This window comes from Achromobacter semiaridum, from assembly GCF_053543755.1.
This window is the reverse complement of the sequence record NZ_JBLVOL010000070.1, coordinates 8,359-32,223: the sequence shown is the minus strand read 5'-3', so window position 1 is coordinate 32,223 and position 23,865 is coordinate 8,359. Positions and strand designations below refer to the sequence as shown.

The 23,865-nt window shown below is 65.6% G+C and carries 25 protein-coding genes; 15 read left to right on the top strand and 10 right to left on the bottom strand.

The features are described from left to right. Nucleotides 1–5 precede the first annotated feature (5 nt). The 3 genes from phnD to ACNPP0_RS19125 form a co-directional block, all read right to left on the bottom strand. On the bottom strand, nucleotides 6–1,004 hold the full coding sequence (phnD, locus tag ACNPP0_RS19135) for a phosphate/phosphite/phosphonate ABC transporter substrate-binding protein (protein ID WP_332610952.1): 999 nt from the start codon (nucleotides 1,002–1,004) through the stop codon (nucleotides 6–8). A gap of 154 nt (nucleotides 1,005–1,158) precedes the next feature. Beyond that, on the bottom strand, nucleotides 1,159–1,974 hold the full coding sequence (locus ACNPP0_RS19130) for an IclR family transcriptional regulator (protein WP_448706720.1): 816 nt from the start codon (nucleotides 1,972–1,974) through the stop codon (nucleotides 1,159–1,161). Nucleotides 1,975–1,987: 13 nt separating this feature from the next. Continuing rightward, nucleotides 1,988–2,824 (bottom strand): HAD-IIB family hydrolase, encoded by an 837-nt coding sequence (locus tag ACNPP0_RS19125; RefSeq protein WP_332610954.1) that lies wholly within the window; start codon nucleotides 2,822–2,824, stop codon nucleotides 1,988–1,990. Nucleotides 2,825–2,972: 148 nt separating this feature from the next. Here ACNPP0_RS19125 and ribBA point away from each other — a divergent pair, with 148 nt between their 5' ends. The 6 genes from ribBA (at nucleotide 2,973) to ACNPP0_RS19095 (ending at nucleotide 7,622) form a co-directional block, all read left to right on the top strand. Then, nucleotides 2,973–4,151, top strand: a complete 1,179-nt coding sequence (gene ribBA, locus ACNPP0_RS19120; protein ID WP_332610955.1) for a bifunctional 3,4-dihydroxy-2-butanone-4-phosphate synthase/GTP cyclohydrolase II — start codon at nucleotides 2,973–2,975, stop codon at nucleotides 4,149–4,151. 10 nt (nucleotides 4,152–4,161) lie between these two features. Next, nucleotides 4,162–4,692 carry a 6,7-dimethyl-8-ribityllumazine synthase gene (ribH, locus tag ACNPP0_RS19115; RefSeq protein WP_046803770.1) on the top strand — a complete coding sequence of 177 codons (531 nt, stop codon included), beginning with the start codon at nucleotides 4,162–4,164 and terminating at the stop codon, nucleotides 4,690–4,692. Continuing rightward, entirely contained in the window at nucleotides 4,661–5,170 is a 510-nt protein-coding gene (gene nusB, locus ACNPP0_RS19110; RefSeq protein ID WP_006227614.1) for a transcription antitermination factor NusB, read from the top strand. The genes ribH and nusB overlap by 32 nt, the downstream gene beginning before the upstream one ends. A gap of 134 nt (nucleotides 5,171–5,304) precedes the next feature. Further along, on the top strand, nucleotides 5,305–6,270 hold the full coding sequence (thiL, locus tag ACNPP0_RS19105; protein WP_448706719.1) for a thiamine-phosphate kinase: 966 nt from the start codon (nucleotides 5,305–5,307) through the stop codon (nucleotides 6,268–6,270). Between the two features lie 243 nt (nucleotides 6,271–6,513). After that, complete coding sequence (locus ACNPP0_RS19100) at nucleotides 6,514–7,050, top strand: phosphatidylglycerophosphatase A family protein (protein WP_332610958.1); 537 nt, start codon at nucleotides 6,514–6,516, stop codon at nucleotides 7,048–7,050. Beyond that, a complete protein-coding gene (locus ACNPP0_RS19095) occupies nucleotides 7,047–7,622 on the top strand; it encodes a CinA family protein (protein ID WP_332610959.1) in 576 nt (191 codons plus the stop codon). Before ACNPP0_RS19100 ends, ACNPP0_RS19095 begins: the two co-directional genes overlap by 4 nt. Here ACNPP0_RS19095 and pyrF read toward each other — a convergent pair. The 3 genes from pyrF to ACNPP0_RS19080 are packed head-to-tail and all read right to left on the bottom strand — an operon-like array spanning nucleotide 7,606 to nucleotide 10,198. Continuing rightward, entirely contained in the window at nucleotides 7,606–8,424 is an 819-nt protein-coding gene (gene pyrF / locus ACNPP0_RS19090) for an orotidine-5'-phosphate decarboxylase (protein WP_332610960.1), read from the bottom strand. The genes ACNPP0_RS19095 and pyrF overlap by 17 nt on opposite strands. Nucleotides 8,425–8,431: 7 nt before the next feature. Then, a complete protein-coding gene (locus ACNPP0_RS19085) occupies nucleotides 8,432–9,751 on the bottom strand; it encodes an NAD(P)/FAD-dependent oxidoreductase (protein ID WP_332610961.1) in 1,320 nt (439 codons plus the stop codon). Between the two features lie 48 nt (nucleotides 9,752–9,799). Continuing rightward, nucleotides 9,800–10,198: a diacylglycerol kinase gene (locus ACNPP0_RS19080; protein WP_006221640.1), complete on the bottom strand. Its 399-nt coding sequence runs from the start codon at nucleotides 10,196–10,198 to the stop codon at nucleotides 9,800–9,802. Between the two features lie 167 nt (nucleotides 10,199–10,365). Between ACNPP0_RS19080 and ACNPP0_RS19075 the strand changes: the two genes are divergently transcribed. From ACNPP0_RS19075 to ACNPP0_RS19035, 9 genes are all read left to right on the top strand, one after another. Continuing rightward, a complete protein-coding gene (locus ACNPP0_RS19075) occupies nucleotides 10,366–11,100 on the top strand; it encodes a FadR/GntR family transcriptional regulator (RefSeq protein ID WP_332610962.1) in 735 nt (244 codons plus the stop codon). 134 nt (nucleotides 11,101–11,234) lie between these two features. Continuing rightward, a complete protein-coding gene (locus tag ACNPP0_RS19070; protein ID WP_332610963.1) occupies nucleotides 11,235–12,209 on the top strand; it encodes a sialic acid TRAP transporter substrate-binding protein SiaP in 975 nt (324 codons plus the stop codon). A 74-nt stretch (nucleotides 12,210–12,283) separates the two neighbouring features. Continuing rightward, on the top strand, nucleotides 12,284–12,928 hold the full coding sequence (locus tag ACNPP0_RS19065; protein WP_332610964.1) for a TRAP transporter small permease: 645 nt from the start codon (nucleotides 12,284–12,286) through the stop codon (nucleotides 12,926–12,928). 57 nt (nucleotides 12,929–12,985) lie between these two features. After that, complete coding sequence (locus ACNPP0_RS19060; protein WP_332610965.1) at nucleotides 12,986–14,395, top strand: TRAP transporter large permease; 1,410 nt, start codon at nucleotides 12,986–12,988, stop codon at nucleotides 14,393–14,395. Between the two features lie 14 nt (nucleotides 14,396–14,409). Further along, nucleotides 14,410–15,156 carry an SDR family oxidoreductase gene (locus ACNPP0_RS19055; RefSeq protein WP_332610967.1) on the top strand — a complete coding sequence of 249 codons (747 nt, stop codon included), beginning with the start codon at nucleotides 14,410–14,412 and terminating at the stop codon, nucleotides 15,154–15,156. A gap of 87 nt (nucleotides 15,157–15,243) precedes the next feature. Next, a complete protein-coding gene (locus tag ACNPP0_RS19050; RefSeq protein ID WP_448706718.1) occupies nucleotides 15,244–16,110 on the top strand; it encodes a fumarylacetoacetate hydrolase family protein in 867 nt (288 codons plus the stop codon). A gap of 40 nt (nucleotides 16,111–16,150) precedes the next feature. Beyond that, nucleotides 16,151–17,686, top strand: a complete 1,536-nt coding sequence (locus ACNPP0_RS19045) for a D-arabinonate dehydratase (RefSeq protein WP_448706717.1) — start codon at nucleotides 16,151–16,153, stop codon at nucleotides 17,684–17,686. A gap of 164 nt (nucleotides 17,687–17,850) precedes the next feature. Further along, nucleotides 17,851–19,371: a mannitol dehydrogenase family protein gene (locus ACNPP0_RS19040; RefSeq protein ID WP_448706716.1), complete on the top strand. Its 1,521-nt coding sequence runs from the start codon at nucleotides 17,851–17,853 to the stop codon at nucleotides 19,369–19,371. Between the two features lie 12 nt (nucleotides 19,372–19,383). Further along, nucleotides 19,384–20,436: an Ldh family oxidoreductase gene (locus ACNPP0_RS19035; RefSeq protein WP_448706715.1), complete on the top strand. Its 1,053-nt coding sequence runs from the start codon at nucleotides 19,384–19,386 to the stop codon at nucleotides 20,434–20,436. Between the two features lie 10 nt (nucleotides 20,437–20,446). Here the strand turns inward: ACNPP0_RS19035 and ACNPP0_RS19030 are convergent, their stop codons facing one another. The 4 genes from ACNPP0_RS19030 to ACNPP0_RS19015 are packed head-to-tail and all read right to left on the bottom strand — an operon-like array spanning nucleotide 20,447 to nucleotide 23,844. Beyond that, nucleotides 20,447–21,157, bottom strand: coding sequence for an ABC transporter ATP-binding protein (locus ACNPP0_RS19030; RefSeq protein WP_448706714.1), 711 nt, complete (start codon nucleotides 21,155–21,157; stop codon nucleotides 20,447–20,449). Continuing rightward, complete coding sequence (locus tag ACNPP0_RS19025) at nucleotides 21,154–21,930, bottom strand: ABC transporter ATP-binding protein (protein ID WP_448706713.1); 777 nt, start codon at nucleotides 21,928–21,930, stop codon at nucleotides 21,154–21,156. The genes ACNPP0_RS19030 and ACNPP0_RS19025 overlap by 4 nt, the downstream gene beginning before the upstream one ends. Continuing rightward, a complete protein-coding gene (locus ACNPP0_RS19020; protein WP_448706712.1) occupies nucleotides 21,927–22,913 on the bottom strand; it encodes a branched-chain amino acid ABC transporter permease in 987 nt (328 codons plus the stop codon). The genes ACNPP0_RS19025 and ACNPP0_RS19020 overlap by 4 nt, the downstream gene beginning before the upstream one ends. A gap of 10 nt (nucleotides 22,914–22,923) precedes the next feature. Continuing rightward, nucleotides 22,924–23,844: a branched-chain amino acid ABC transporter permease gene (locus ACNPP0_RS19015; protein ID WP_332610977.1), complete on the bottom strand. Its 921-nt coding sequence runs from the start codon at nucleotides 23,842–23,844 to the stop codon at nucleotides 22,924–22,926. Nucleotides 23,845–23,865 lie beyond the last annotated feature (21 nt).

Below are 23,865 nucleotides of genomic sequence, written 5' to 3'. Positions count from 1 at the left end.
CTGGATTACTTCTTGCTCTTTGCGGATTCGCGGTCATAGGCGGCGCGGTTGAAGCTCTCGCCACCCGATTCAGCCACCTGGCGGACGATGGCCCAGTCCTTCTGGTAGGTCACCGGATAGAAGCGGTCGGCGCCATCGAAGGCCTTGGACATTTCCGCGGGGAAGCGGTAGTCGTAGAAGCACTTGAGCATCTGGTCGCGGAACTTGGGCTCCAGGTCATGCGCATAGGCGAACGACGAGGTCGGGAATTTTTCGCTGCGGTAGATGACGCGGAAATCGGCTTCCTTGACCTGGCCGCGTTCGACCATGCGCTTGAACACGTCCGACGCCACGGCGGCAGCGTCGTAGTCGCCCGAATTCACGCCCATGACGGACTGGTCGTGCTTGCCCGAAAACACCACCTTGTAGTCCTTGTCCGGCGTCAGGCCTTCCTTGGGGAACAGGGCCACGGGCGCCATGTGCCCCGAGTTCGACGACGGCGCGGTGTGCGCCAGCTTCTTGCCCTTCAGGTCCGTCAGCTTCTGGTACGGGCTGTCTTTCTTGACGATGACGATCAGGTTGTAGCCCTGGAAACCGTCGGCGTAACCCTTGACCGCGAACGGCACCGCGCCGGCAATGTTCACCGCGAAGGCGGTGGGGCCTGTCGAAAAACCGCCCACGTGCAGGCGGCCCGAGCGCATGGCTTCGATTTCAGCCGCGTTGCTTTGCACCTGATAGAAAACGACGCGCTTGCCCGTGCATTCGGACAGGTGCTTGGTGAAGGGCTTGAAGATGTCTTCGTATACGGCGGGGTCTTCCACGGGGGTGTAGGTGAACACCAGGGTCGACGGCGTTTTCTGCTTGGAGGCGTCGGCGGGCGTATCCGCCACCAGATCCTTGTTGGCGTCGCAGTACATCTGGTCCAGATCGCCGCGGTTCGAGCAGGTGTCGGCGGCGTTGGCGGCGGAACCGCCAACGGCGAATGCGGCCAGGGCGGCCGCTTGCATAAGACGCATCGCGTGCATGGTTTTGTCTCCTCTCGGATGAATTTGAATATTTCCTGAATTCAAACACACAAGAGGGGACAGGCACACCTGGGAAAGTCCCTGCCTTTCTTTTCGGGATTTGTTCGAATTGTTCGCTTTATGTTCGTTTGTTTGCGAACGTCGGCAGGGCAAGTCAGACCCGATAGCCCAGCTTGCGTGAGATCTCGTGCGCGCAGGCCTGAAGCGGCTTGGCGATCGTGCCGTCCCATGACACATCGAACAGCCCCGTCGGCCCCAGGCTGGTCAGCGCCAGCACGATGTTGCCGGTGTTGTCGAACACCGGCACCGACAGCGCATCCACGCCCGGCAGCGGGTTGCCCAGTGCGCGCGCCATGCCGTGCACGCGGATGTCGGCCAGCTGGGCCTCGATATTGGCGCGAGACGCCTTGCGCGGCGGCGGCACGCTGGCGATGACCGCGGTGTCGCCTTCTTCGCGGGCAATGTAGTGCTCGCTGACCTTAGGCGGCAGCCACGCGGCGAACACCAGCCCGGTGGCGGTGTGCAGCATGGACATCACCGTGCCCTTGCGCATGTTCACGTGCACCGGGTAGCTGGCTTCGGTCATGTGGATCATCGTGGGGCCGTGCGAACCCAGCACGGCGATGCCTAGCGTGTGACCGATGTCCGATTGCAGCTTGGCGATTTCGGGCATGGCAATGCGCACCGGGTCCAGCCGTTGCAGGCTGACCAGGCCCATCTGCAAGGCGAAGGGGCCAAGCTCGTACTGGCCGGTAACCGCGTCCTGTTGCACCAGCCCCACGCGGATGAAGCTGACCAGATAGGGGTGCGCCTTGGCGGACGTCATGCCGGCGCCCGCCGCCAGGTCGCGCAAGGTCAAAGGCTTGCCGGCGTCGACCAGGGCGGACAGCAACGGCACGCCCACTTCAATGGATTGGATGCTGCGGCGGCCGTCATTGGCGGGCGCGGCGGGGGTCTTGGGGGTGGCCACGGTGTGTCTGCCCTTACGCCGATCGGGCTGGGGATGATTGCGCGGCCTGTGGCTGCGGGCGCGCCGCCAGCAGCCGGTCGGCCATTTCGACGAAGCCGGCGCCGCCGTGATAGGCGGCCACGAATGCGGGGCGGTCTTTCAAGCGGTGCAATTGCGCCTGGATGTTCGCCACGCCGACCGAAATCGGAAAGTACGCAAACATCGGCTCGTCGTTGGGCGAATCGCCGATGAATAGCGTGCTGTCCAACGCGTCGGCCACGTCCTGGCCGAATTCTTGCTGGAACATCGTGCGCGTCATGGTCAGCTTGTCGTAGTCGCCAAACCAGCCGTTCACGTGGATCGAGCTGACCTTGGCCTGCGCCCCGGCGTCGTGGAAGATCTGGACAATCTTGCTGACGGCCGAATCCGGCAGCGCGGGCACGTCTTCGCAGAAATCGATGGCCAGGTCGGCCACGCGATAGTCTTGGTCGCTGGCCACCGCGCAGCCCGGCACCTCGGCCAGCACGCGGTCGCGGATGGCGTCCAGCCGCTTGCGGCTGGCCTGGCGCGAGGCGGCGTCCGTCCAGTAGTGGGTCGTCATGCGGCGGGCTTGGCGGTCATACGCGTAATAGAACGCGCCGTTTTCCCCCACCACGGCGCGCACCGGCCACATGCGGGCGATATGGTCACACCAGCCGGCCGGGCGGCCGGTGATGGGCACCACCTGGATTCCCGCCTGTTCCAGGCGTTCCAGCGCGGCGTAGGCGTCGGCCGGCAGGCGGCCTTCGGTGGTCAGCGTGTCGTCAATGTCGGTCAGGACGACGCGAACCGCCGCCGCCACGGTCAAAGGCATGGCCGCAAGGGCTTGCATGAGGTTTTTCCTTCGAGTTTTAAGGGGGATCTCCGGGCGAAAGTTTAACCGTATGGCCCCCGCCGGACGGGCTTCTTGCAGACCAATAGGGGTTCTGGGCCCAGGGGCGGTAAAATCCGGGCTTTCCCGCCTGGTTTGCGTGCCCGCCATGTCCGTCCAGTTGTCCTCTTTGCCCGGCTCCGAGCCGGAATCCTTCGGTATCGCCTCTGTTGCCGAGATCATCGCCGAGCTTCGCGCCGGCCGTATCGTCATTCTGGTTGACGAAGAAGACCGTGAAAACGAGGGCGACCTTGTCATGGCCGCCGAATTCGTCACGCCCGAAGCCATCAACTTCATGGTGACCCACGGCCGCGGGCTGGTCTGCCTGACCCTGACCGAAGAACGCTGCCGCCAGCTGGAACTGCCCATGATGGCGGCCCGCAACGGCACGCGCTACGGCACCAACTTCACGCAGTCGATCGAAGCCGCCGAAGGTGTTGAAACCGGTATTTCGGCCGCCGACCGCGCCCGCACCATCCAGGTGGCCGTGGCGCGCGACGCCAAGCCGTCTGACCTGGTCCAGCCCGGCCACATCTTCCCGGTGCGCGCGGTGCCCGGCGGCGTGCTGGTGCGCGCCGGCCACACCGAAGCGGGCTGCGACCTGACCGCCATGGCCGGCCTGACGCCCGCCGCCGTCATCTGCGAAATCCTGAAGCCCGACGGCACCATGGCGCGCCTGCCGGACCTGGTGGAATTTGCCCGCCAGCACAAGCTGAAGATCGGCACCATCGCCGACCTGATCCAGTACCGCAGCGAACACGAATCCATCGTCAAGCGCGTGGGCAAGCGCCCCATGAAGACGGCCTGGGGCACGTTCGAGGCCGTGGCCTACGAAGACGGCGCCACGGGCTCGGCCCATCTGGCGCTGGTGCATGGTAACGTTTCCCCCGACGTCGAAACGCTGGTTCGCGTGCATGAACCGGCCTCGGTGCTGGACGTGCTGGACACCGGCGCCAGCCCGCACAGCTGGGGCGTGGCGCAGGCGCTGCAAGCCATCGCCGCCGCGCCGGCCGGCGTGCTGGTGCTGATGAACTGCCAGTCGTCCACGGAACACCTGTTTGGCCAGATTGCCGGCTGGAGCGACCCGAAGGCCCAGGCCGACGCCGCCGCCAGCACCGACCGCTTCGGCTTGCGCACGTATGGCATCGGCGCCCAGATCCTGCGCGACCTGAACGTGGGCCAGATGAGGCTGTTGGCCCGACCGCGCAAGATGCCCAGCATGGCGGGCTTTTCCCTGACCATTACGGGTTACGATTGCGACCCGCAGAATACTCCCGCAACACACTGAAGGCCGACACATGAACCCTTACATCCTTACCCCCGACCTGAACGGCGAAGGGCTGCACATCGGCATCGTACGCGCCCGCTTCAACGAAGAAATCGGTCAGGCCGAACTCGAAGCGTGCCTGAAGGAACTGGCCGAATTGGGCGTGGACGAACGCGACGTGATGGTCACCACCGTCCCGGGCGCCCTGGAACTGGGCGTGGCCCTGTCCCACATGGCCGAAACGTTTGAATTCGACGCCTTGATCGCGCTCGGCGCCGTCATCCGTGGCGAGACCTATCACTTTGAAGTGGTCAGCAATGAAACGGCCACTGCAATCACCCGTATCTCCCTGGAAACCGGCATCCCCGTCGCAAACGGCGTCTTGACCGTCGACACCGACGAGCAGGCGCAAGCCCGCGCCGCCGGCAAGGGCCGCGATTGCGCCCAGGTGGCCGTTGAAATGGCCAACCTGGTGGCGGCGCTGGAACCCGAGGAAGAAGACGAAGACGAAGACGACGAGGACGAAGATTTTGACGACGAAGAAGACGACGACCAGCGCTGATAGCGCGGCGCAAGCCCGCGCCAACGCGCGCAGCGCACGCCGCCGTGCACGCGAATTCGCGCTGCAAGGCGTTTACGCGTGGCTGCTGCGCGGCGGCGAAGGCACGCAGGACGCCGGCGAGATCGACGCCCATCTGCGCGACACCGAGGATTTTTCCGAGGCCGACGCGCAATGGTTCAAGACCTTGCTGCATGGTGTCCTGCGCGAAGCCCCGGCGCTGCGCGAGCGCTTCACGCCCTATGTCGACCGCCCGCTGGCCGAGTTGTCGCCCGTTGAGCATGGCATCCTGTTGATCGGCAGTTTCGAACTGATTCACCATGTCGAAGTGCCGTACAAGGTTGCCATCAACGAAGCCGTTGAACTGGCCAAGTCGTTCGGCGGTACCGACGGCTTCAAGTTCGTCAACGGCGTGCTGGACAAGCTGGCCGCTGACGTGCGTGCCAACGAGGTCCAGGCGGCGGCGCAGCAGCGACGCTGATCCGGGCCCGACGAAGGGGTCAGGCGCATGCCGCCCTGTGCGCATCGTTAACCGGTGCGCCAGGCGTGGTCTGCTCCTGACCCCTTCGCGTTTGTGTTTCCAACCGGCCCCAATGCCGGCATCTCGGAGTTGCCGTGGCGTCCGAATTTGACTTGATCGCGCGCTATTTCACCCGCACCGCGCCCACGGGGTTGCTGGGCGTGGGCGATGACTGCGCGTTGTTTCCCGTGCCGCCCGGCGAGCAGGTCGCCACCAGCACCGACCTGCTGCTGGAAGGCCGGCATTTCTTTCCCGACGTGGACCCGCGCGCCTTGGGCCACAAGGCGCTGGCCGTGAATCTGTCCGACCTGGCCGCCATGGGCGCGCGCCCGATCGGCTGCGTGCTGGGCCTGGCCCTGCCGCGCCTGGACGAACCCTGGCTGGCCGCCTTCGCGGACGGCTTCCATGCCTTGGCCGACGCCCACGGCTGCCCGCTGATCGGTGGCGACACCACCCGCAGTGCGCACGATCTGGCGATCAGCGTGACGGTGTTCGGCGCGGTGCCTGCCGGGCAGGCGTTGCGGCGTGATGGCGCGCAGGCGGGCGACGATATCTGGGTGTCGGGCGAACTGGGCGCCGCCGATGTGGCCTACCGCTTGCTGGACGGCCAGTATCCCGCCAACGCCGCCTTGCTGGCCGCGACCCGCCCCGCGCTGGAATGGCCGCAACCGCAGGTGCCGCTGGGCCTGGCGCTGCGAGGTATTGCCCGCGCCGCCATCGATTTGTCGGACGGCCTGTTGCAGGACCTGGGACACATCCTTGCCGCCAGCCGCCTGGGCGCCACCCTGGAATACGCCCGCATGCCGGTCGCCGACGCCGTGGCGACCCTGGAAGATGCGCCGCGTCGCCGTGCCGTATTGGGTGGGGGCGACGTCTATCAACTGTGCTTTACCGCGCCCGCCGCGCGGCGCGATGCCGTGCAACAGGCTGCGGACCATGCGCAGGCCCGCGTCACGCGCGTTGGCCAGACGCTGGCGCAACCTGGGTTGCGCGTGCTGGATGCCAACGGCCAGCCGCTGGCCGATCTGCCGGCCGGCTTCGATCATTTTCCCGGGGCTTGAAAAAGCGGGCACCCTGGCCGTGGCCTTACGTTGCTGCCTGTTGCCTGTTGCCCGTTGCCCGTTGCCAGTTGCCCGTTGCCTGTTGCCCGTTGCCAGTTGCCCGTTGCCCATTGCCGGTTCCGTGTTGTTTGTTTTGCTGTTCTCCGTGCCGTTCTCTTTGCTGTCCTTATTGCCGTTCGCGCTGCCCCATTTCGCCTTCCGTCCAGCTTTCTTCCGATCCCTTTGCCAAGCGGCCCACGAACCATGTCTTCATCCGATAAGTCGTCCCAATCCATACGCGAACGCTCGCGGGCCGCGTATCCCACGCTTGGGTGGGTGTGCCGTGACCCCGGCCGCCTGATCGCCTTTGGCCTGGGCAGCGGCCTGATCCGGCCGGCCTCGGGCACGTGGGGCACGCTACTTGCTTGGGGCATCTGGGTTGCCGTCGCACCCGCGGCATCCGACCTGGCGATTGGCGTGTTCCTGGCGTTGGCTTTTCTGTATGGCTGCTGGGCCTGCCATCGCGTCGGTCTTGAACTTGGGCAGTCCGATCATGTCGGAATGGTCTGGGATGAGATGGTGGCGTTTTGGCTGGTGCTTTGGCTGACGCCGGCCGGTTGGATGTCGCAGCTGTTGGCGTTTGCGCTGTTTCGCACGTTCGACATCGTCAAGCCGCCGCCCATCAAATTCTTCGACGCCCATATCAAGGGTGGCTTTGGCGTCATGTGGGACGATATCGTCGCGGCCGGTTATGCCCTGTTGGTCATGGTGCTGGTCGCGCGCACAGGAGTCTTGGGATGAGCGAACTGCAAGCAAGTACCCGTTCGAATCTGTCGGCGGCACAGCTGTCGGAAGCCACGCTGGCCGGTTTGGCCGAACGGCTGGGCGACGCGATGCGGCGTCATGGCTGGATGCTGGGCACGGCGGAATCGTGCACCGGTGGGCTGTTGGCCGGCGCGATGACGTCGGTGGCGGGTTCCAGCGACTGGTTTGAACGCGGCTTCGTCACCTACAGCAACGATGCCAAAGTGACCGAGCTGGACGTCTCACCCGACGCGCTGCATCACTTTGGCGCGGTCAGCGAACCCGTGGCGCTTGAGATGGCCAACGGTGTGTTGCTGGTAGCGCCCGCCGCGCACGTGGCCGTGTCCACGACAGGCATTGCCGGACCCGGCGGCGCCACGCCGGGCAAGCCGGTGGGCATGGTGTCGTTCGGGTTTGCGATGCGGGTGGGCGACGGCATCACCAGCCGCGCCGCCACCCACGTGTTCCCCGGCGACCGCACGCAGGTGCGTCACGCCGCCGTGGAATTCGCACTGCGCGGATTGCTGGAATTCGTGGGGGCTGACCAGGAAATCAACGCACTGCGTTGATCGCGTCCCGCAGGCCCTTGGCGGCCTGGCCGGCGGCTTCGCGCCAATCGTCGCCGCCGCTGGCGTAGATGATGGCGCGCGATGAGTTGATCATCATGCCGCTGCGCGCCGCGTTGGCGCCAGCGTTCACGGTGGCGGTAATGTCGCCGCCTTGCGCGCCGATGCCCGGCACCAGCAGGGGCAGGGCGTCGCCGATACGCTGGCGCACCGCCGCCAGTTCGTTCGGGAACGTGGCGCCCACCACCAGGCCGCACTGGCCGTTGGCGTTCCACTTGTCGGCAACCAGCCCGGCAACGTGCAAGTACAGCGGTTCGCCGTTATCCATCTTCAAAAATTGCAGGTCGGAACCGCCGGGGTTGGACGTGCGGCACAACACGATCACGCCACGGTCGCGCCACGCCAGGTAGGGCTCGACGGAATCCAGCCCCATGTACGGGCTGACCGTCAGCGCGTGCGCCTGGTAGCGCTCGTACGCTTCACGCGCGTAGTTCTCGGCGGTGGAACCGATGTCGCCACGCTTGGCGTCCAGCACGATCGGCAGGTCGGGGTGCGTGTCGCGGATGTGCTGGCACAGCGCTTCCAGTTGGTCTTCGGCGCGGTGCGCGGCAAAGTACGCAATCTGCGGCTTGAAGCTGCAAGCGTACGGCGCGGTGGCGTCGACGATGTCGCGGCAGAATTGGAAGATGGCGTCCGGCTTGTCCTGCAATTCGCGCGGAAAGCGTTGGGGGTCGGGGTCCAGGCCCACTTGCAGAAGCGAGTTGCTGGTGGTCCAGGCGTGTTCGAGTTTTTGCAGGAAATTCATGGGGAGTTCAGTGCAGTTTGACCCGGGGGCGCGTGCGCCGCATCAGCAGGCGAGCCAGGGCAAGGGAGGCCGTGCGCGAAATGCCCAACACCGCTTTGTGGTGCATCAGGTGCAGGCTCATGTACATCAAGCGCGCCAGTGTACCGCTTACGAACAGTCCCCGTCCGGCAAGCTTGCCCATCAGGCTGCCCACCCCCGCGTCCTGGCCTAGCGACACCAGCGAGCCGTGATCCTGGTAGACGTAGGGCTCGGTGGGCTCGGCTTTGTGGCGCAGGCGCGCGGTCAGCTTCCTGGCCAGGTAATCGGCTTCCTGATGCGCGGCTTGCGCTCGGGCCGGCACGCTGCGGCCGTCGCGCCAGGGCGCCGAGCAGCAATCGCCCAGGGCCAGGATGTTCGGGTCCGGCGTTTCCAGCCGTTCGTTCACTTCCACCTGGCCCAGCTTGTTCAGCGGCAAGCCCAGGTCGGCCAGCAAGGTCGGCCCCTTGATGCCGGCGGCCCACATGCACAGCTGCGCCGGAAATTCCCGGCCATCGGCCGTCTTGACGCTGTGGCCGGTCACTTCGGACACGCGGCAGGCGGTTTCAACGCCGATGCCCAGTTCGGTCAGCCGGTGGGTGGCGGCCTCTGAGATCTTTTCCGGCAACGCCGACAGAATGCGCGGCGCGCCTTCCACCAAAGTAATGGCCAGATCGCGTTCGGCACGGAAGTTAGGCAGGCCGTAGGCGCTGACCACGTGGCTGGCTTCCGTCAGCTCCACGGCCAATTCCACGCCGGTGGCGCCGCCGCCGACAATCACCAGGTCCAGCCGGGCGGACGGGTTGTGCACCTTGGCCTGGTCCACCAGCGCCATGGCCTTGAGCATGGTCAGGCGGAACTGTTCGGCGTTTTCGGTGGTGTCCAGCGTGACGGCGTGTTCGGCCGCGCCGGGCGTGTTGAAGAAGTTGGACGTGCTGCCCAGGGCCAGCACCAGCGTGTCGTAGGCAAGTTCGCGGCGCGGCAAAACTTCCAGGCCCTGCGTATCGTTGACGGCGTCCACCACGATCTGGCGGCGCTCGCGGTCCACGCTGATCAGGCGGCCCTGCGCGAACGAAAAGCCGTTCATGTGGGCCAGCATCAGGTAGGACAGGCCTTCCTGGTGTATATCCAGGGTGCCGGCGGCCGCCTCGTGCAGCGACGGCTTCCAGATGTGGAAGGGCCGGCTGTCAACCAGCGTAATGTGCTGGCGGCCGTGGATCCGGCCAAGTTTGGCGGCCAGTTCAAGGCCACCCGCACCGCCGCCGACGATGACGATGCGTTCAGAGCGTGTTGACGTCGAATTAGGCATCATGGCTCCCAGTATAAAGACGGCCGCATCCCCCACGGGATGCTGACCGTTTCAATGCATGACGAAACGGCTGATCGCCACGCCGATCCAGACGGCGCCAGCAAAGATCAGCAGCAACATGACCGCCGCGCTGCCCAGGTCCTTGGCGCGGCCCAGCAGCGGGTGGCGTTCCACCGACAAGGCATCGGCCAGCGCCTCGATGGCGGAATTAAGCAGTTCCGCCGCCAGCACCATCACCACCGTGCCCACCAGGAAGAACACTTCGACCGTGGTGCGGCCCAGGAAGAACGCGGCCGGAATCATCAGCACGGCCAGGGCCAGCTCCTGACGGAACGCCGCTTCGTATTTGACGGCCGCCTGCAAGCCCTGCCACGAGTAGCGCAGCGCATTCAGGATGCGGCGCAAGCCGCCGGAGCTTTTGAAGGGCGAGTGTTGCGGGTCGTGGGTCATGTGCGCGTAGGAAGGCCGGGTGTGGCGGCTTTTTAACAGATATGGGTTGCCCGCGTGACGCGGCGCAAACCTATGGGCAAACCCTAATTGTGACGCATGGCCGGCAGGCGCAGGATTCTGGTCAATTGGTAAGGCCACTTTACCCGTCCGATTTCACCCCACCCACCATGCCGATCCAGACCATCGAGCCGCGCCGCTTGTACCGCCAGATCGCCGACCAGCTGCGTTTGCTGATCGAAGCGGGCGAATTTCCGGTCGGCGCGCGGCTGCCGCCGGAACGCGACCTGGCGCTGAAGCTGGGCGTGTCGCGCCCGTCCGTGCGCGAGGCGTTGATTGCGCTGGAAGTCGAAGGCTGGGTGGAAGTGCGCATGGGATCGGGCGTCTACGTGCAAAGCCTGTCCGGGGCGCCGCGCGCCAGCCTGACCGCCGAAAGCCCCCTGGAGACCATCCGCGCCCGCTGGACCATCGAAGGCGAACTTGCCGCCCAGGCCGCCCGCAGCCCCACGCCCGCGCTGGTCGACGGCCTGCTGGAAGCCGTGGGCACCATGGAAGACGAAGCCCGTGCCGGCTACGTGCCCATACGCGGCGACCGCCTGTTTCACCTGCGCGTGGCCGAAATGGCCAACAACGCCGTGCTGGTGCGCGTGGTGGGCGAACTGTTCGACGAACGCCACAACCCCTTGTCCGTGAAGCTGGGCGACTACTTTGAAAACCCGGACAGCTGGGCCGTCGCCATCACCGAACACCGCCGCGTCATCACCGCCATCGCGGCGGGCGATGAGCCGGCCGCGCGCGCCGCCATGCATCACCATCTTTCCTGCTCGTTCGACCGCCTGACCGCCAGCTGGCCGGGCGCGGCCGAGACGATGCGCATCGATAGCAAAGAACCGGCGGCGTCCTGACGCCACCGGGGGTCCTAAAGTCGCAGTCGCAGTACCAAGGTGCACCACGTATGTGATATTCCGATGTGAAACATAAGGCGGGTCGGCCCACAACACCCTGCGCCGCGCCCGCTACCTCAAAGAGAGGAGACAACATGAACAAAGGCAACGCTATCAAAGTGCTGTTTGCCGCCGTCGCGCTGGCCGTCAGTGGCAGCGCGCTGGCGCAAACCAAGTTGAAGTGGGCGCATGTGTACGAGACGTCCGAACCCTTCCATACCTCGTCGGTGTGGGCGGCTCAGGAAATCGAGAAACGCACCAACGGCCGCTATCACATCGACGTCTATCCCGCCTCTCAGCTGGGCAAGGAAAACGACATCAACCAGGGCCTCACCCTGGGCACGGTGGACATGATCATTTCCGGCTCAAGCTTCGCCGCCAAGAGCTTCCCGCGCATCGGCGTCACCTACTACCCCTACACCTTCCGCAACCCCGAGCACCTGATCGCCTACACCAAAAGCGACATCTACAAAGAGCTGACGGGCGGCTACGACCAGAAAAGCGGCAACCACATCGTCGCCACCACCTACTACGGCACACGCCAGACCACGTCCAACCGCGCCTTCACCAAGTGCTCTGAAATGAAGGGCATGAAGATCCGCGTGCCCGACGTGGCCGCCTACCTGGCCATGCCGCGTGCCTGTGGCGCCAACACCGCGCCCATCGCGTTTGCCGAGGTTTACCTGGCCTTGCAGAACGGCACCGTGGAGGCCCAAGAGAACCCGCTGACCACCATCGAAGCCAAGAAGTTCTACGAGGTGCAGAAGAACATCGTGCTGACCGGTCATATCGTCGATCACTTGAACACGGTGATCTCGGGCAAGCTGTGGAAGAGCCTGTCCGACGAAGACAAGAAGATCTTCGCCGAGGTTTCGCGGCAGGCCGCCGAGAAGGCCTCGGCCGAAGTGGCCGACAGCGAAAAGAAGATGGTTGAAGTGTTCAAGAAGCGCGGCCTGAACGTGGCCGAAGTCAACATCGACGACTTCCGCAAGACCGTGCTGGAGAAGGTGCCGTTCGAGCAATACGGCTATCAGAAATCGGATTGGGAAAAGATCCAGGCGGTGAAGTAGCCCCCTGGTGAGCGCCCGCGTGGGCGGGCCTTGCCGGCCCGCCCCACCTTACCCATTCCGATCAGGGGAACGTCATGCACTCCAACGCGAAAGCGGCGCCGATGGCGGCCGTCAGCCACGGCCCGACGCCGCTGCAAAACCACGCAACGTCGTCTTCCGGCCCGCATCAGACCAGCGTCGACGACATCGTTCATAGCTTCGAAGAGGCCGACCAGCACGAAGTGAGTCTGGCCGGCTATCAGCCCGAGGACTGGATCTGCCTGGGCATTTTCTGGGTAATGTCCGGCCTGGTCTTCCTGCAATTCTTTTCCCGCTACGTGCTGAACGATTCGTTCGCGTGGACCGAGGAACTGGCGGTGTACTGCCTGATCGGCGTGGTGTTTCTGGGCGCCGCCATGTGCGTGCGCGCCTGCCGCCACATCCAGGTGGACTTCCTGTACCGCTACCTGCCCAAGCCGGTGGGGCGCGTGCTGGCCACCGTCATCGACATCCTGCGCACGGTGTTCTTCGGCTACGCCGTGTGGCTCACGTATCGCTACATCGTGCTGGTGGGCGACGAGCCCATGACCACGCTGTTCTGGAACAAGTCCTATGTGTACTGGCTGGCCCTGGCGGGCTTTGCCATGATGTTCGTGCGGTCGTTGCAGGTGTCCGTGCAGAACTGGCGACAAGGCTATTCCATCCTGGAAAATCCCGCGGCCTACGAGTCGCAGGATTGATCCGACACGCCGGGGCTTGGCCCCTATGACGTTGCAGTGCCTTTCCAGGAGCATGCCATGGGCACATTGATTGGAACCTTTCTGCTGTTGATGATTCTGGGCCTGCCGGTGGCGGTGTCCATGGCGGGCGCGTCGCTGTTGTTCGTGCTGATCTCGGGCAGCGTGCCCGACGTGGTGGTCGCGCAGCGCATGATCGCGGGGGTGGAGTCGTTTCCGCTGCTGGCCGTGCCGTTCTTCATCCTGGCCGGCAATCTGATGAACATCGCCGGCATCACCGGCCGCATCTACAACTTCGCCGTCGCGCTGGTGGGGTGGATGCGTGGTGGGCTGGGGCAGGTCAACATCATTGGCTCGGTGGTCTTCGCCGGCATGTCGGGCACCGCCATCGCCGACGCGGCCGGCCTGGGCACCATCGAAATCAAGGCCATGAAAGACCACGGCTACGAAACCGAATTCGCCGTGGGCGTCACCGCCGCGTCGGCCACGCTGGGGCCCATCATTCCGCCGTCCTTGCCCTTCGTCATCTACGGCATGATGGCCAACGTGTCGATCGGGTCGCTGTTCCTGGCGGGCCTGATCCCAGGCGCCGTGCTGACGCTATTGATGATGCTGACGGTGGCGTACTACGCGCGCCGCAACAATTGGGGCGGCGACGTCGCCTTCAACTGGAAGCGTCTGGCCGGCGCCGGCCTGGAAGTGCTGATCGTGTTGGCGTTTCCGCTGTCGATCTGGCTGATGACGCTGGCCGGCGTGTCGCCCAACATGGCCACGGGGATTTCGTTCGTGGCATTGCTGGTGCTGGACTGGCGCTTCAACTTTTCGGCCGTCATGGCCTTGATGGCGCCCGTGATCCTGATCGGAGGCATGACGCTGGGTTGGTTCACGCCCACCGAGGCGGCCGTGGCGGCGGTGATCTGGGCGCTGTTCCTGGGCCTGGTGCGCTACCGCTCGATGACGCTGCGCACGTTGGCCAAGGCGTCGTTCGACACCATCGAAACCACGGCGTCCGTGCTGTTCATTGTGACGGCGGCATCGGTCTTTGCGTGGTTGCTGACGACGACGCAGGCCGCGCAGGCGCTGACCGACGCCATCCTCAGCGTGACGCAGAACAAGTGGGTGTTCCTGCTGATGGCCAATGTGTTGATCCTGATCGTGGGATGCTTCATCGACACCATCGCCGCCATCACGATTCTGGTGCCCATCCTGCTGCCCATCGTGCTCAAGCTGGGCATCGACCCGATCCACTTCGGTTTGATCATGACGCTGAACCTGATGATCGGCTTGCTGCATCCACCCATGGGCATGGTGCTGTTCGTGCTGGCGCGCGTGGCGCGGCTGTCCGTTGAACGCACCACCATGGCCATTCTGCCGTGGCTGGTGCCGCTGTTCGTGGCGCTGATCGCCATCACCTACATCCCCCAGATCACCCTGTGGCTGCCCACCGCGATGGGCATGGCCGGCAAATAAAAAAGGACGCACTCATGTCGGAAAGACTGCAAGGCAAGACCGCCATCGTCACCGCCGCCGGCCAGGGCATCGGCCGCGCCGTGGCCGAGGCGTTTGTGCGTGAAGGCGCCAACGTGCTGGCCGTGGACATCAACGCAGCCGCGCTACAGGCGCTGTCGGGCTGCCGCACGCAAGTGGTGGACGTGACGGACGGACGCGCCATCACGGCGCTGGCGCAAGACGCGGGGCCGGTCAACGTGTTGTTCAACGGCGCGGGCTTCGTGCACGCCGGCACCATCCTGGACTGCGACGAAGACGCGTGGGACTTTTCCTTCGATTTGAATGTGCGGTCCATGTACCGGCTGATCCGCGCGTGCCTGCCGGGCATGCTGGCGCGCGGCGGCGGCTCCATCGTGAACATGGCGTCGGTGGCCGGCAGCATCAAGGGCGCGCCCAACCGCTGTGCTTACGGCGCGACCAAGGCCGCCGTCATCGGGCTGACCAAGGCGGTGGCGGCGGACTTCGTGGCGCAAGGCATTCGCTGCAATGCCATCTGCCCGGGCACCGTCGAATCGCCATCGTTGCACCAGCGCATTGAAGCGCAGGCGGCGGCAAGCGGGCAGACGATTGCCGCCGTGCAGGCCGCGTTCACCGCCCGCCAACCCATGGGCCGCATTGGCCGCGCGGATGAAATCGCCGCGTTGGCGGTGTATCTTGCCAGCGACGAATCCGCCTTCACCACGGGCACCACCCAGGTGATCGACGGCGGCTGGACGAACTGAGGCTCTCCCTCTTTCCTCTTTCCTCTTTCCTCTTTCCTATTTCCTATTTCCTATTTCCTACTTCTATTTCCGCAACAAGGAACCGATATGAAACTGATGCGCCATGGCGCCAAAGGCTCTGAAAAGCCAGGCCTGATCGACAACCAGGGCAAGGTGCGCGACCTGTCTTCCGTATTGCCCGACATCACCGCGCAAACGCTGACGCCCGCGCGCCTGGCCGAACTGCGCGCGCTGGACGCGTCCACGCTGCCGCTGGTGGACAACCCGGGCCGCATCGCGCCGCCCTGGAGCGGCATGGGCAAGTTCATCTGCATCGGCCTGAACTACGCCGACCACGCCGCCGAATCGGGCCTGCCCGTGCCGGCCGAGCCCGTCATCTTCATGAAGCCCACGTCCGCCGTCGTCGGCCCCAACGACCCCGTCGTGCTGCCGCAGGATTCCATCAAGACCGATTGGGAAGTCGAGCTGGGCGTGGTCATCGGCGAAAAGGCGCGCTACGTCAGCGAAGCCGACGCCATGAAGCACGTGGCCGGCTACTGCGTGGTCAACGACGTGTCGGAACGCGAATACCAGATCGAACGTGGCGGCACCTGGGACAAGGGCAAGGGCTGCGACACCTTCGGCCCCATCGGCCCCTGGCTGGCCACCGCCGACGAGATTCCCAACCCGCAAGACCTGGAGATGTGGCTGGAAGTGAACGGCAAGCGCTATCAGAACGGCAGCACGCGCACCATGGTGTTCGGTGTGGCCCAGCTGGTGGCGTATGTCAGCCGCTTCATGACGCTGTATCCGGGCGACCTGATCAGCACCGGTACGCCGCCGGGCGTGGGCATGGGGCAAAAGCCGGCGCCCGTGTACCTGAAGGCGGGCGACGAAATCAAGCTGGGCATCGCGGGCCTGGGCGAACAGCGCCAGCGCGTGCATGCCTGGGACCCGGCCTTGATCGACGGCTGATCGCTCGCCCGCCCCGCACCCCTTACTTTCCGGAGTCTTCATGTCCCACAACGATACGGCCGTCATACGCATCCACCCGGCGGATAACGTGGTGATCGCCCGGCGCCAGCTGGTCAGCGGCACGCGGCTGGAAAGCGAAGGGGTGACGGTGCAAGGGCTGGTGCCGCCCGGCCACAAGGTGGCCGTGCGCGCCATCGCGGCGGGCGAGCCGGTGCGCCGCTACAACCAGATCATCGGCGTGGCGCGCCAGCCCATTGCGGCCGGGCAGCACGTGCACACGCAGAACCTGGAATTCTCGGATTTTGAACGCGACTACGCCGTGGGGCAGGGCGCGCATCCCACCGACTACGTGGCCGAACCCGCCACCTTCGACGGCATTGTGCGCGCCGACGGCCGCGTCGCCACACGCAACTACATCGGCATCCTGACCAGCGTGAACTGTTCGGCCACGGTGGCGCGCGCCATCGCCGACCACTTCCGCCGCGACATCCATCCCGATGCGCTGGCCGCCTGTCCGAACGTGGACGGCGTGGTGGCGTTGACGCACGGCGCGGGCTGCGCCACCGGCAGCGAGGGCGAACCCTTGAAGGTGTTGCGCCGCACCTTGGGCGGCTATGCGCGCCATGCCAACTTCGGTGGGCTGATGGTGGTGGGGCTGGGCTGCGAAACCAATCAGATCGGCGGCCTGATGGAACAAGAGGGCTTGCGTGAAAGCGGCCTGCTGCACACCTTCAATATTCAGGACACCGGCGGCACGCGCAAGACGGTGGCGCGCGGCATCGAGCTGGTGGAACGCATGCTGGAGCAGGCCAATCAGGTGCAGCGCCAGCCGGTGTCGGCCGGCCACCTGACGGTGGGCCTGCAATGCGGCGGTTCCGATGGCTATTCGGGCATCAGCGCCAACCCCGCGCTGGGCGCCGCGGTGGACCTGCTGGTGCGCCACGGCGGCACGGCCATTCTGTCGGAAACGCCCGAGATCTACGGGGGCGAACACTTGCTGACGCGTCGCGCGCAGACCCCGGCCGTGGCCGACAAACTGCTGGCGCGCGTGCGCTGGTGGGAAGACTACTGCGCCCGCAATGACGCCGAGATGGACAACAACCCGTCGGCCGGCAACAAGGCGGGCGGGCTGACGACCATTCTGGAAAAGTCGTTGGGTGCCATTGCCAAGAGCGGCACCACCAACCTGACCGACGTGTTCGAATACGCCGAGCCCGTGCGCTCGCGCGGGTTGGTGTTCATGGACACGCCGGGCTATGACCCGGTATCCGCCACCGGCCAGGTCGCGGGCGGCGCCAATTTGATCTGCTTCACCACCGGGCGCGGCTCAGCGTATGGCTGCGCGCCCGCGCCATCGTTGAAGCTGTCGACCAATACCGCGTTGTGGCAACGCCAGTCCGACGACATCGACATCAATTGCGGCGAAGTGGTGGACGGTGCGCAAAGCGTGGCGCAGATGGGCGAACGCATCTTCCAGCTGATGCTGCAAACCGCGTCGGGACGGCGCACCCGCAGCGAAGAACACGGCTATGGTCAGAACGAATTCGTGCCGTGGCAATTGGGCGCGGTGATGTAGGCGAACGGCGCGCAAATCATGAGCGCGATGAACACGACGACGACATTGTTGCATTTTGTCACTGTCCCGGCATCGAACAAATCTGCGTCTGCGGATATCCTCACCCGCGCGCCGACTGGCCGGTCATCCGACAGGTGCATGGCGCCTTCCGCCAGTGGTCAACCATGCTTGAACGTTTGAATACGGAGTCGTTGCCGCGTCTGCCCGCGGACGTGGAAAAACCCATCTATGACCGCAGCCGGCTAACGCCCGGCATCGTGCATCTGGGCTTGGGCGCCTTTCATCGCGCGCACCAGGCGGTGATGACGGACCTGGCCATGGAAGCCAGCGGCGATCTCAGCTGGGGCATCCTGGGCGTGTCGCTGCGCCGGCCCAACACGCGCGATGCGCTGACGCCGCAAGACGGCCTGTACACGCTGGCGCTGCGCGACGGCGGACCCGATGGCCAGGCGCGCGAGCAACTGCGCGTGGTGGGTTCGGTGCTGCGTGTGATGGTGGCGGAAGAAGACCCCAACGCCGTGCTGGAGCGGATCGCGTATCCGCAGACCCGCATCGTCAGCCTGACCGTGACCGAAAAGGGCTATAGCCACGAGCCGGCCACGGGCCACCTGCGCTGGGATGATCCGGACATCCTGCACGACCTTGAAAACCCGCATCGTCCGCGCAGCACCATCGGCATTCTGGTCCACGGCCTGGCGCTGCGCCGCGAGCGCGGATTGCCGCCCGTCACGCTGATGTCGTGCGACAACCTGCGCGGCAACGGCGACCTGCTGCGCAACCTGGTGCTGGCCTTTGCGCTGCGCGTGGACGTCGCCCTGACGGGATGGATCGACAAACACTGCACCTTTCCCAACTCCATGGTGGACCGCATCGTGCCGGGCACGGACGACGATGACCGCCGGCGCATCGCCGACAAGCTGGGCGTGCAAGACGCCTGGCCCGTGGTGGGCGAGCCCTATCTGAACTGGGTGATCGAAGACAAGTTCGCCGCCGGCCGCCCGGCTTGGGAAACGCAGGGCGGCGCCACCTTCGTGCGCAACGCCGCGCCCTACGAACGCTTGAAGCTGCGCATGGTGAACGGCCCGCACTCCACCTTCGCCTATCTGGGCGCGCTGCTGGGGCACCGGACGATCAGCCAGTCGGTGCATACGCCCGCGCTGCATGCGTTCGTTGACGCCATGATGCGGCTGGAAATCGCGCCTACGTTAAAGGGCATCCCCGACAGCGGGCTGGAGGAATACCGCCGCCGCTTCCTGGAACGGGTCGCCAACCCCGCGCTGCCGCATCCGATACCGCAAGTGGCGATGGACGGCTCGCAGAAAATCCCGCAACGGCTGCTGGAGACCATCCGCGACCGCCTGCGCACGGGCGACGACATCCAGCGTCTATCCCTGGCAGTGGCCGCGTGGCTGCATTATCTGCGTGGCGAGGACGAGCAAGGCGGGCGCTACGCCATCGACGACCCGTTGGCCTCGCGCCTGGCCAAGCTGCTGTCACGCGCCGAGGTGGCGGCCCGCGCGTCCGCGCCGGCGCAATCGGCGCATCGCCGCGCGATGGTGTTGGCGGGATACAAGCCGGTGTTCGGCAGCTTGGGCCGCATGCCCGACTTCGTTGCCGCGCTGGCCACGCATCTGGAAAACCTGCGCCGGCATGGCGTGCTGTACGCCGTGCAAGCCGCTACTTGAGGAGAGCGCCGCATGTCCGGGCAAAGCCGAGTGGATGCCGATGAATGGGAACGCTGGGCCGGGGCCTGCCTGCGCGCACAAGGCTTCAGCGATGAAGACGCGCGCTGCCTGGCGGCCAGCCTTGCGCAGACCAGTTTATGGGGCATTGATTCGCACGGCATCGCGCGGTTGCCGCACTACCTGAACCGCGTCGCGCATGGCTCGATCGCGCCGCGCCCCGCCATTCGCATCGAACGGACGGGGCCCGGCACGGCCCAGCTGCACGGCGGGCAAGGGCAGGGCATCATCGTGGCGCACCAGGCCAACGCGCTGGCCATTGAGCTGGCGCGCGAAGCGGGCATCGCCGCCGTGGGCGTCAGCGATTCCTCGCATTGCGGCGCGGTCGGCTTGTATAGCCGGGCGGCGGCACGGCAAGGCTTGATCGGCATTGCGTTCACCCATTCGGATTCGATTGCCGCGCCGCATGGCGGCCATCAGCCGTTCTTTGGCACCAACCCGATATCGCTGGCGTTTCCGCGCGCGGGCGCGCAGCCCTTGTGCCTGGACATGGCTACCACCGCCATTCCGTGGAACCGCGTCATGAACGCGCGTCGCGATGGCGTGGCGTTGCCGCCGGGCGTGGCGCTTGATGCGCGGGGGCGGGATTGCACGGACGCTGACGCCGTGCGCGCGCTGCGCCCGTTGGGCGGTGAAGAATACGGCTACAAAGGCTACGGGCTGGCCATGATGATCGAGCTGCTGTGCGGACCGTTGAACGGCAACCCCTACGGCCCGCATATCTCGCCCATGTATGAACAATTGCAGCGCCCGCGCGAGCTGGGCGCGTTCTTTATCGTGATCGACCCGGCTCGCTTCGCGGGCGGCGCGGCGCTGGCGGGTGTGGTGGCTGCGATGGCGATGGAACTATCGGGGCAACCCGGTGCGCCGCGCATGCCGGGCGACCCCGAAGCGGCGGCCGAAGCCGCGCGCCGGCAAGACGGCATTCCCGTGCCGCCCGCCTTGTGGGCGGAGATGCAGGATTGGAGCCTGCGCCTGGGCGTGCCGCTGCCCGCGCAACGTGTCTGAGCAACCGGACCTATACCCCCAGGTACTGCAACAGCCGGGGCTCATCATCCAGAAACGCTTGCGATGAACCCGTCCAGGCCACGCGTCCCTTTTCGACGATGGCGTGATGGTCGGCCGTGGCCAGCAGCGGTTCCAGGTTCTTGTCGATGCACAGCACGGCCAGCCCGGTCTGCTTCAGACTGTCCAGCGCCTGCCAGATTTCTTCCCGCACCACGGGCGCCAGCCCTTCGGTGGCTTCATCCAGAATCAGCAAGCGTGGGTTGGTCAACAGTGCACGCCCGATTGCCAGCATCTGCTGTTCGCCGCCAGATAGATGGCTGCCCAGATGCCGCGCGCGTTCGGCCAAGCGCGGAAACAGCGCGTACACGCGGTCCAGCGACCACGGCTGCGCCAGGCCCTGGCGGTTGTGCGCGGTGGCGACCAGGTTTTCGCGCACGGACAGGTTCGGGAAAATATGCCGCCCTTCGGGCACCAGCCCGATGCCGCATTGCGCCACCTTGTAAGACGGCAGCCGGCTGATGTCCCGCCCATCAAAAACAATGCTGCCCGTGGTGGCGCGCGTCAGCCCCATCACGGTTTTCACCGTGGTGGACTTGCCCATGCCGTTGCGGCCCAGCAGCGTCACGAATTCGCCCGGGCCGATGTCCAGGTCGATGCCGAACAGTGCCTGACTGGCGCCATAGTGCGCCGTCACGCCACGCAGCGATAGCAGGGGGCTCATGCGGCGGCCTCCTGCTTGCGGCGGGCGCTGGCGCGTTCGCTGCCCAGATAGCATTCGCGCACCTGCGGGTTGTTGCGGATCTGGTCCGCCGTGCCGCATGCCAGCGCGCTGCCGTAGACCAGTACCGTAATGCGGTCTGACAGCGCGAAGACGGCTTGCATGTCGTGTTCCACCAGCAAGATCGTGTAGCGGCCGCGCAGCTGCAACAGCAGGCGCGTCATGGCCTCGGATTCGTGTTGGCTCATGCCCGCCATGGGCTCGTCCAGCAACAGCAGCGACGGCCGGCAAGCCAGCACCATCGCCAACTCCAGTTGCCGCAGTTCGCCATGCGCAAGCTCGTTTGCCGGCGTATTGGCGCGGGCCGATAAGCCAGCCAGCGCCAGCGCATCGCGGGCCGGCTCCGTCAGCGCCGGCGTGGATAGCACGGGTTTGAAGAACCGAAAGCTATGTCCGCGCCGCGCCTGCACCGCCATCGCCACGTTCTCCAGGGCGGTGAACGGCTTGAACACCGACGTGATCTGATATGAGCGTGCCAGGCCGTGACGCACCCGCGTGTGCACCGGCATGCGGGTGATGTCGCGGTTATCCAGCAGCACGCGGCCGGCGTCGGGCCGGAGCTCTCCGCTAAGTTGGCCGATCAGCGTGGTCTTGCCCGCACCGTTCGGGCCGATCACCGCGTGCAGTTCGCCGGCCTGCACGTCCAGCGACAAATTGTCCGTGACCGTCAATCCGCCATAACGCTTGACCAGGTTTTCAACACGCAATGCGCTCATTGCGGCTCTCCGGAAGGTTGGCCCAGCGGCGTGGCCGCGCGACGCCGCCAGGGCGTGTCGGGCAAACTGCCATACACGCCCCGCCGCGACACCAGCACCACGCCCACGATCAACAGGCCCATGACCAGCATCCAATGCCCGGTCAACAGCTTCAGCCCTTCTTCCAACAGCAGGAATGCCAGCGCGCCGACCACGGGGCCAAACAGCGTGCCGATGCCGCCCAGCACCACCATCACAATCAGTTCGCCGGATGTGGTCCAGGCCAGATACGACGGCGATACGTACATCGTCAGGTTGGCCAGCAGCACGCCCGCCACGCCGCAGATCATGGCCGATATCACATAGGCGGCAAGCCGGTAGCGCAACGTGGGAAAGCCCAGCGCGCGCATGCGCCGTTCGTTGGCCTGGCAGCCGCGCAACGCCATGCCGAACGGCGCGTGAATCAGCCGATGCATCAACGCCAGCACCGCCAGCAACATGCCGAAGGCCGCGTAATACAACGCCAGCGGCGTATCCAGCCGGAACGCGCCAAAGTCACTGCCGGCAAACAAGGACATGCCGTCGTCGCCGCCAAAGCCGTCCAGACCCGTGGCCAGAAAATAGAACATTTGCGCGAACGCCAGCGTAATCATGATGAAGGCGATGCCTGATGTGCGCATCACCACGTAGCCGCTGATCAAGCCCACCACGGCGCAGGCGCCCAACGCGCCCGCCAGATGCATCCAGCCGCTTTCGATACCGTAGTGCGACATCACGCCCACCGAATACGCGCCCAAGCCCAGATACAACGCATGCCCAAAGCTGACCATGCCACCAAAGCCCAGCAACAGGTTCAAGGCCAGCGCTGCCACGCCGTACACCAGCACGCGGCCGAACAGGGCCAACAGGAAAGGTTCGCCCTGCCAGTGGGCATACACGGGCACCAAGGCCAGCAGCACCAGCAACACGGTGGCGACGAGAAAGCGCGCGGAGGGCAGGTACATGCGATTCCCCTTATCCATGCTTGACGGGAAACAGGCCCTGCGGCCGCATGGCCAGCACCAGCGCCATCACCACGTAGATCAGCATGGATGCAATGGCCGGCCCGGCGGCATTGGCCGCCGCGGGCGGCAGCGTGGCGCGCAACAAGGTGGGCAGCAGCGCGCGGCCCAGCGTGTCGATCAGCCCCACCATCAACGCCGCCAGAAACGCGCCGCGCACCGAACCGATGCCGCCGATCACGATCACCACCAGCGTCAGGATCAGGATGGGTTCGCCCATGCCCGTCTGCGCCGACAGGATCGGGCCGGCCATCAGCCCCGCCAAGCCGGCCAGCACCGCGCCCAGCACAAACAGCAAGGTGTTCAGCCGCGCAATGTTCACGCCCAGCGCACCCACCATCATGCGGTCGGTGGAACCGGCGCGGATCAGCATGCCCAGCCGCGTGCGGTGGATCAGCACATAGCAGCCACCGGCCACCAGCAGGCCCACCACGATGATCAGGAAGCGGTACAGCGGATACGTCACCCCCAGGATGTCGATGGTGCCCGACAGCCACGACGGCAGCCCCATGCTGATGGGCGCCGGGCCCCAGATGATGCGGGTCAGCTCATTGAAGAACAGGATGAAGCCGAAGGTGGCCAGCACCTGGTCAAGGTGGTCGCGCGGATACAGCCGTGCCAGCGCAATGCGGTCCAGCAGCAGGCCCAGCGCCGCCATGCCCACGATGACGGCGGCGCCGGCCAACAGAAACGATCCGGTGTGGCGGAACACGGTGGCCGCGATGAACGCGCCCATCATGTACAGCGATCCGTGCGCCAGGTTGATGAAGTTCATAATGCCGAACACCAGCGTCAGGCCGGCGGCCAGCAAAAACAACAGAATGCCAAGCTGCAAGCCGTTCAAGGCCTGCACAAGCAGCAGCGTCGCGGACATGGTCGTCACCTTTGGCGGGGG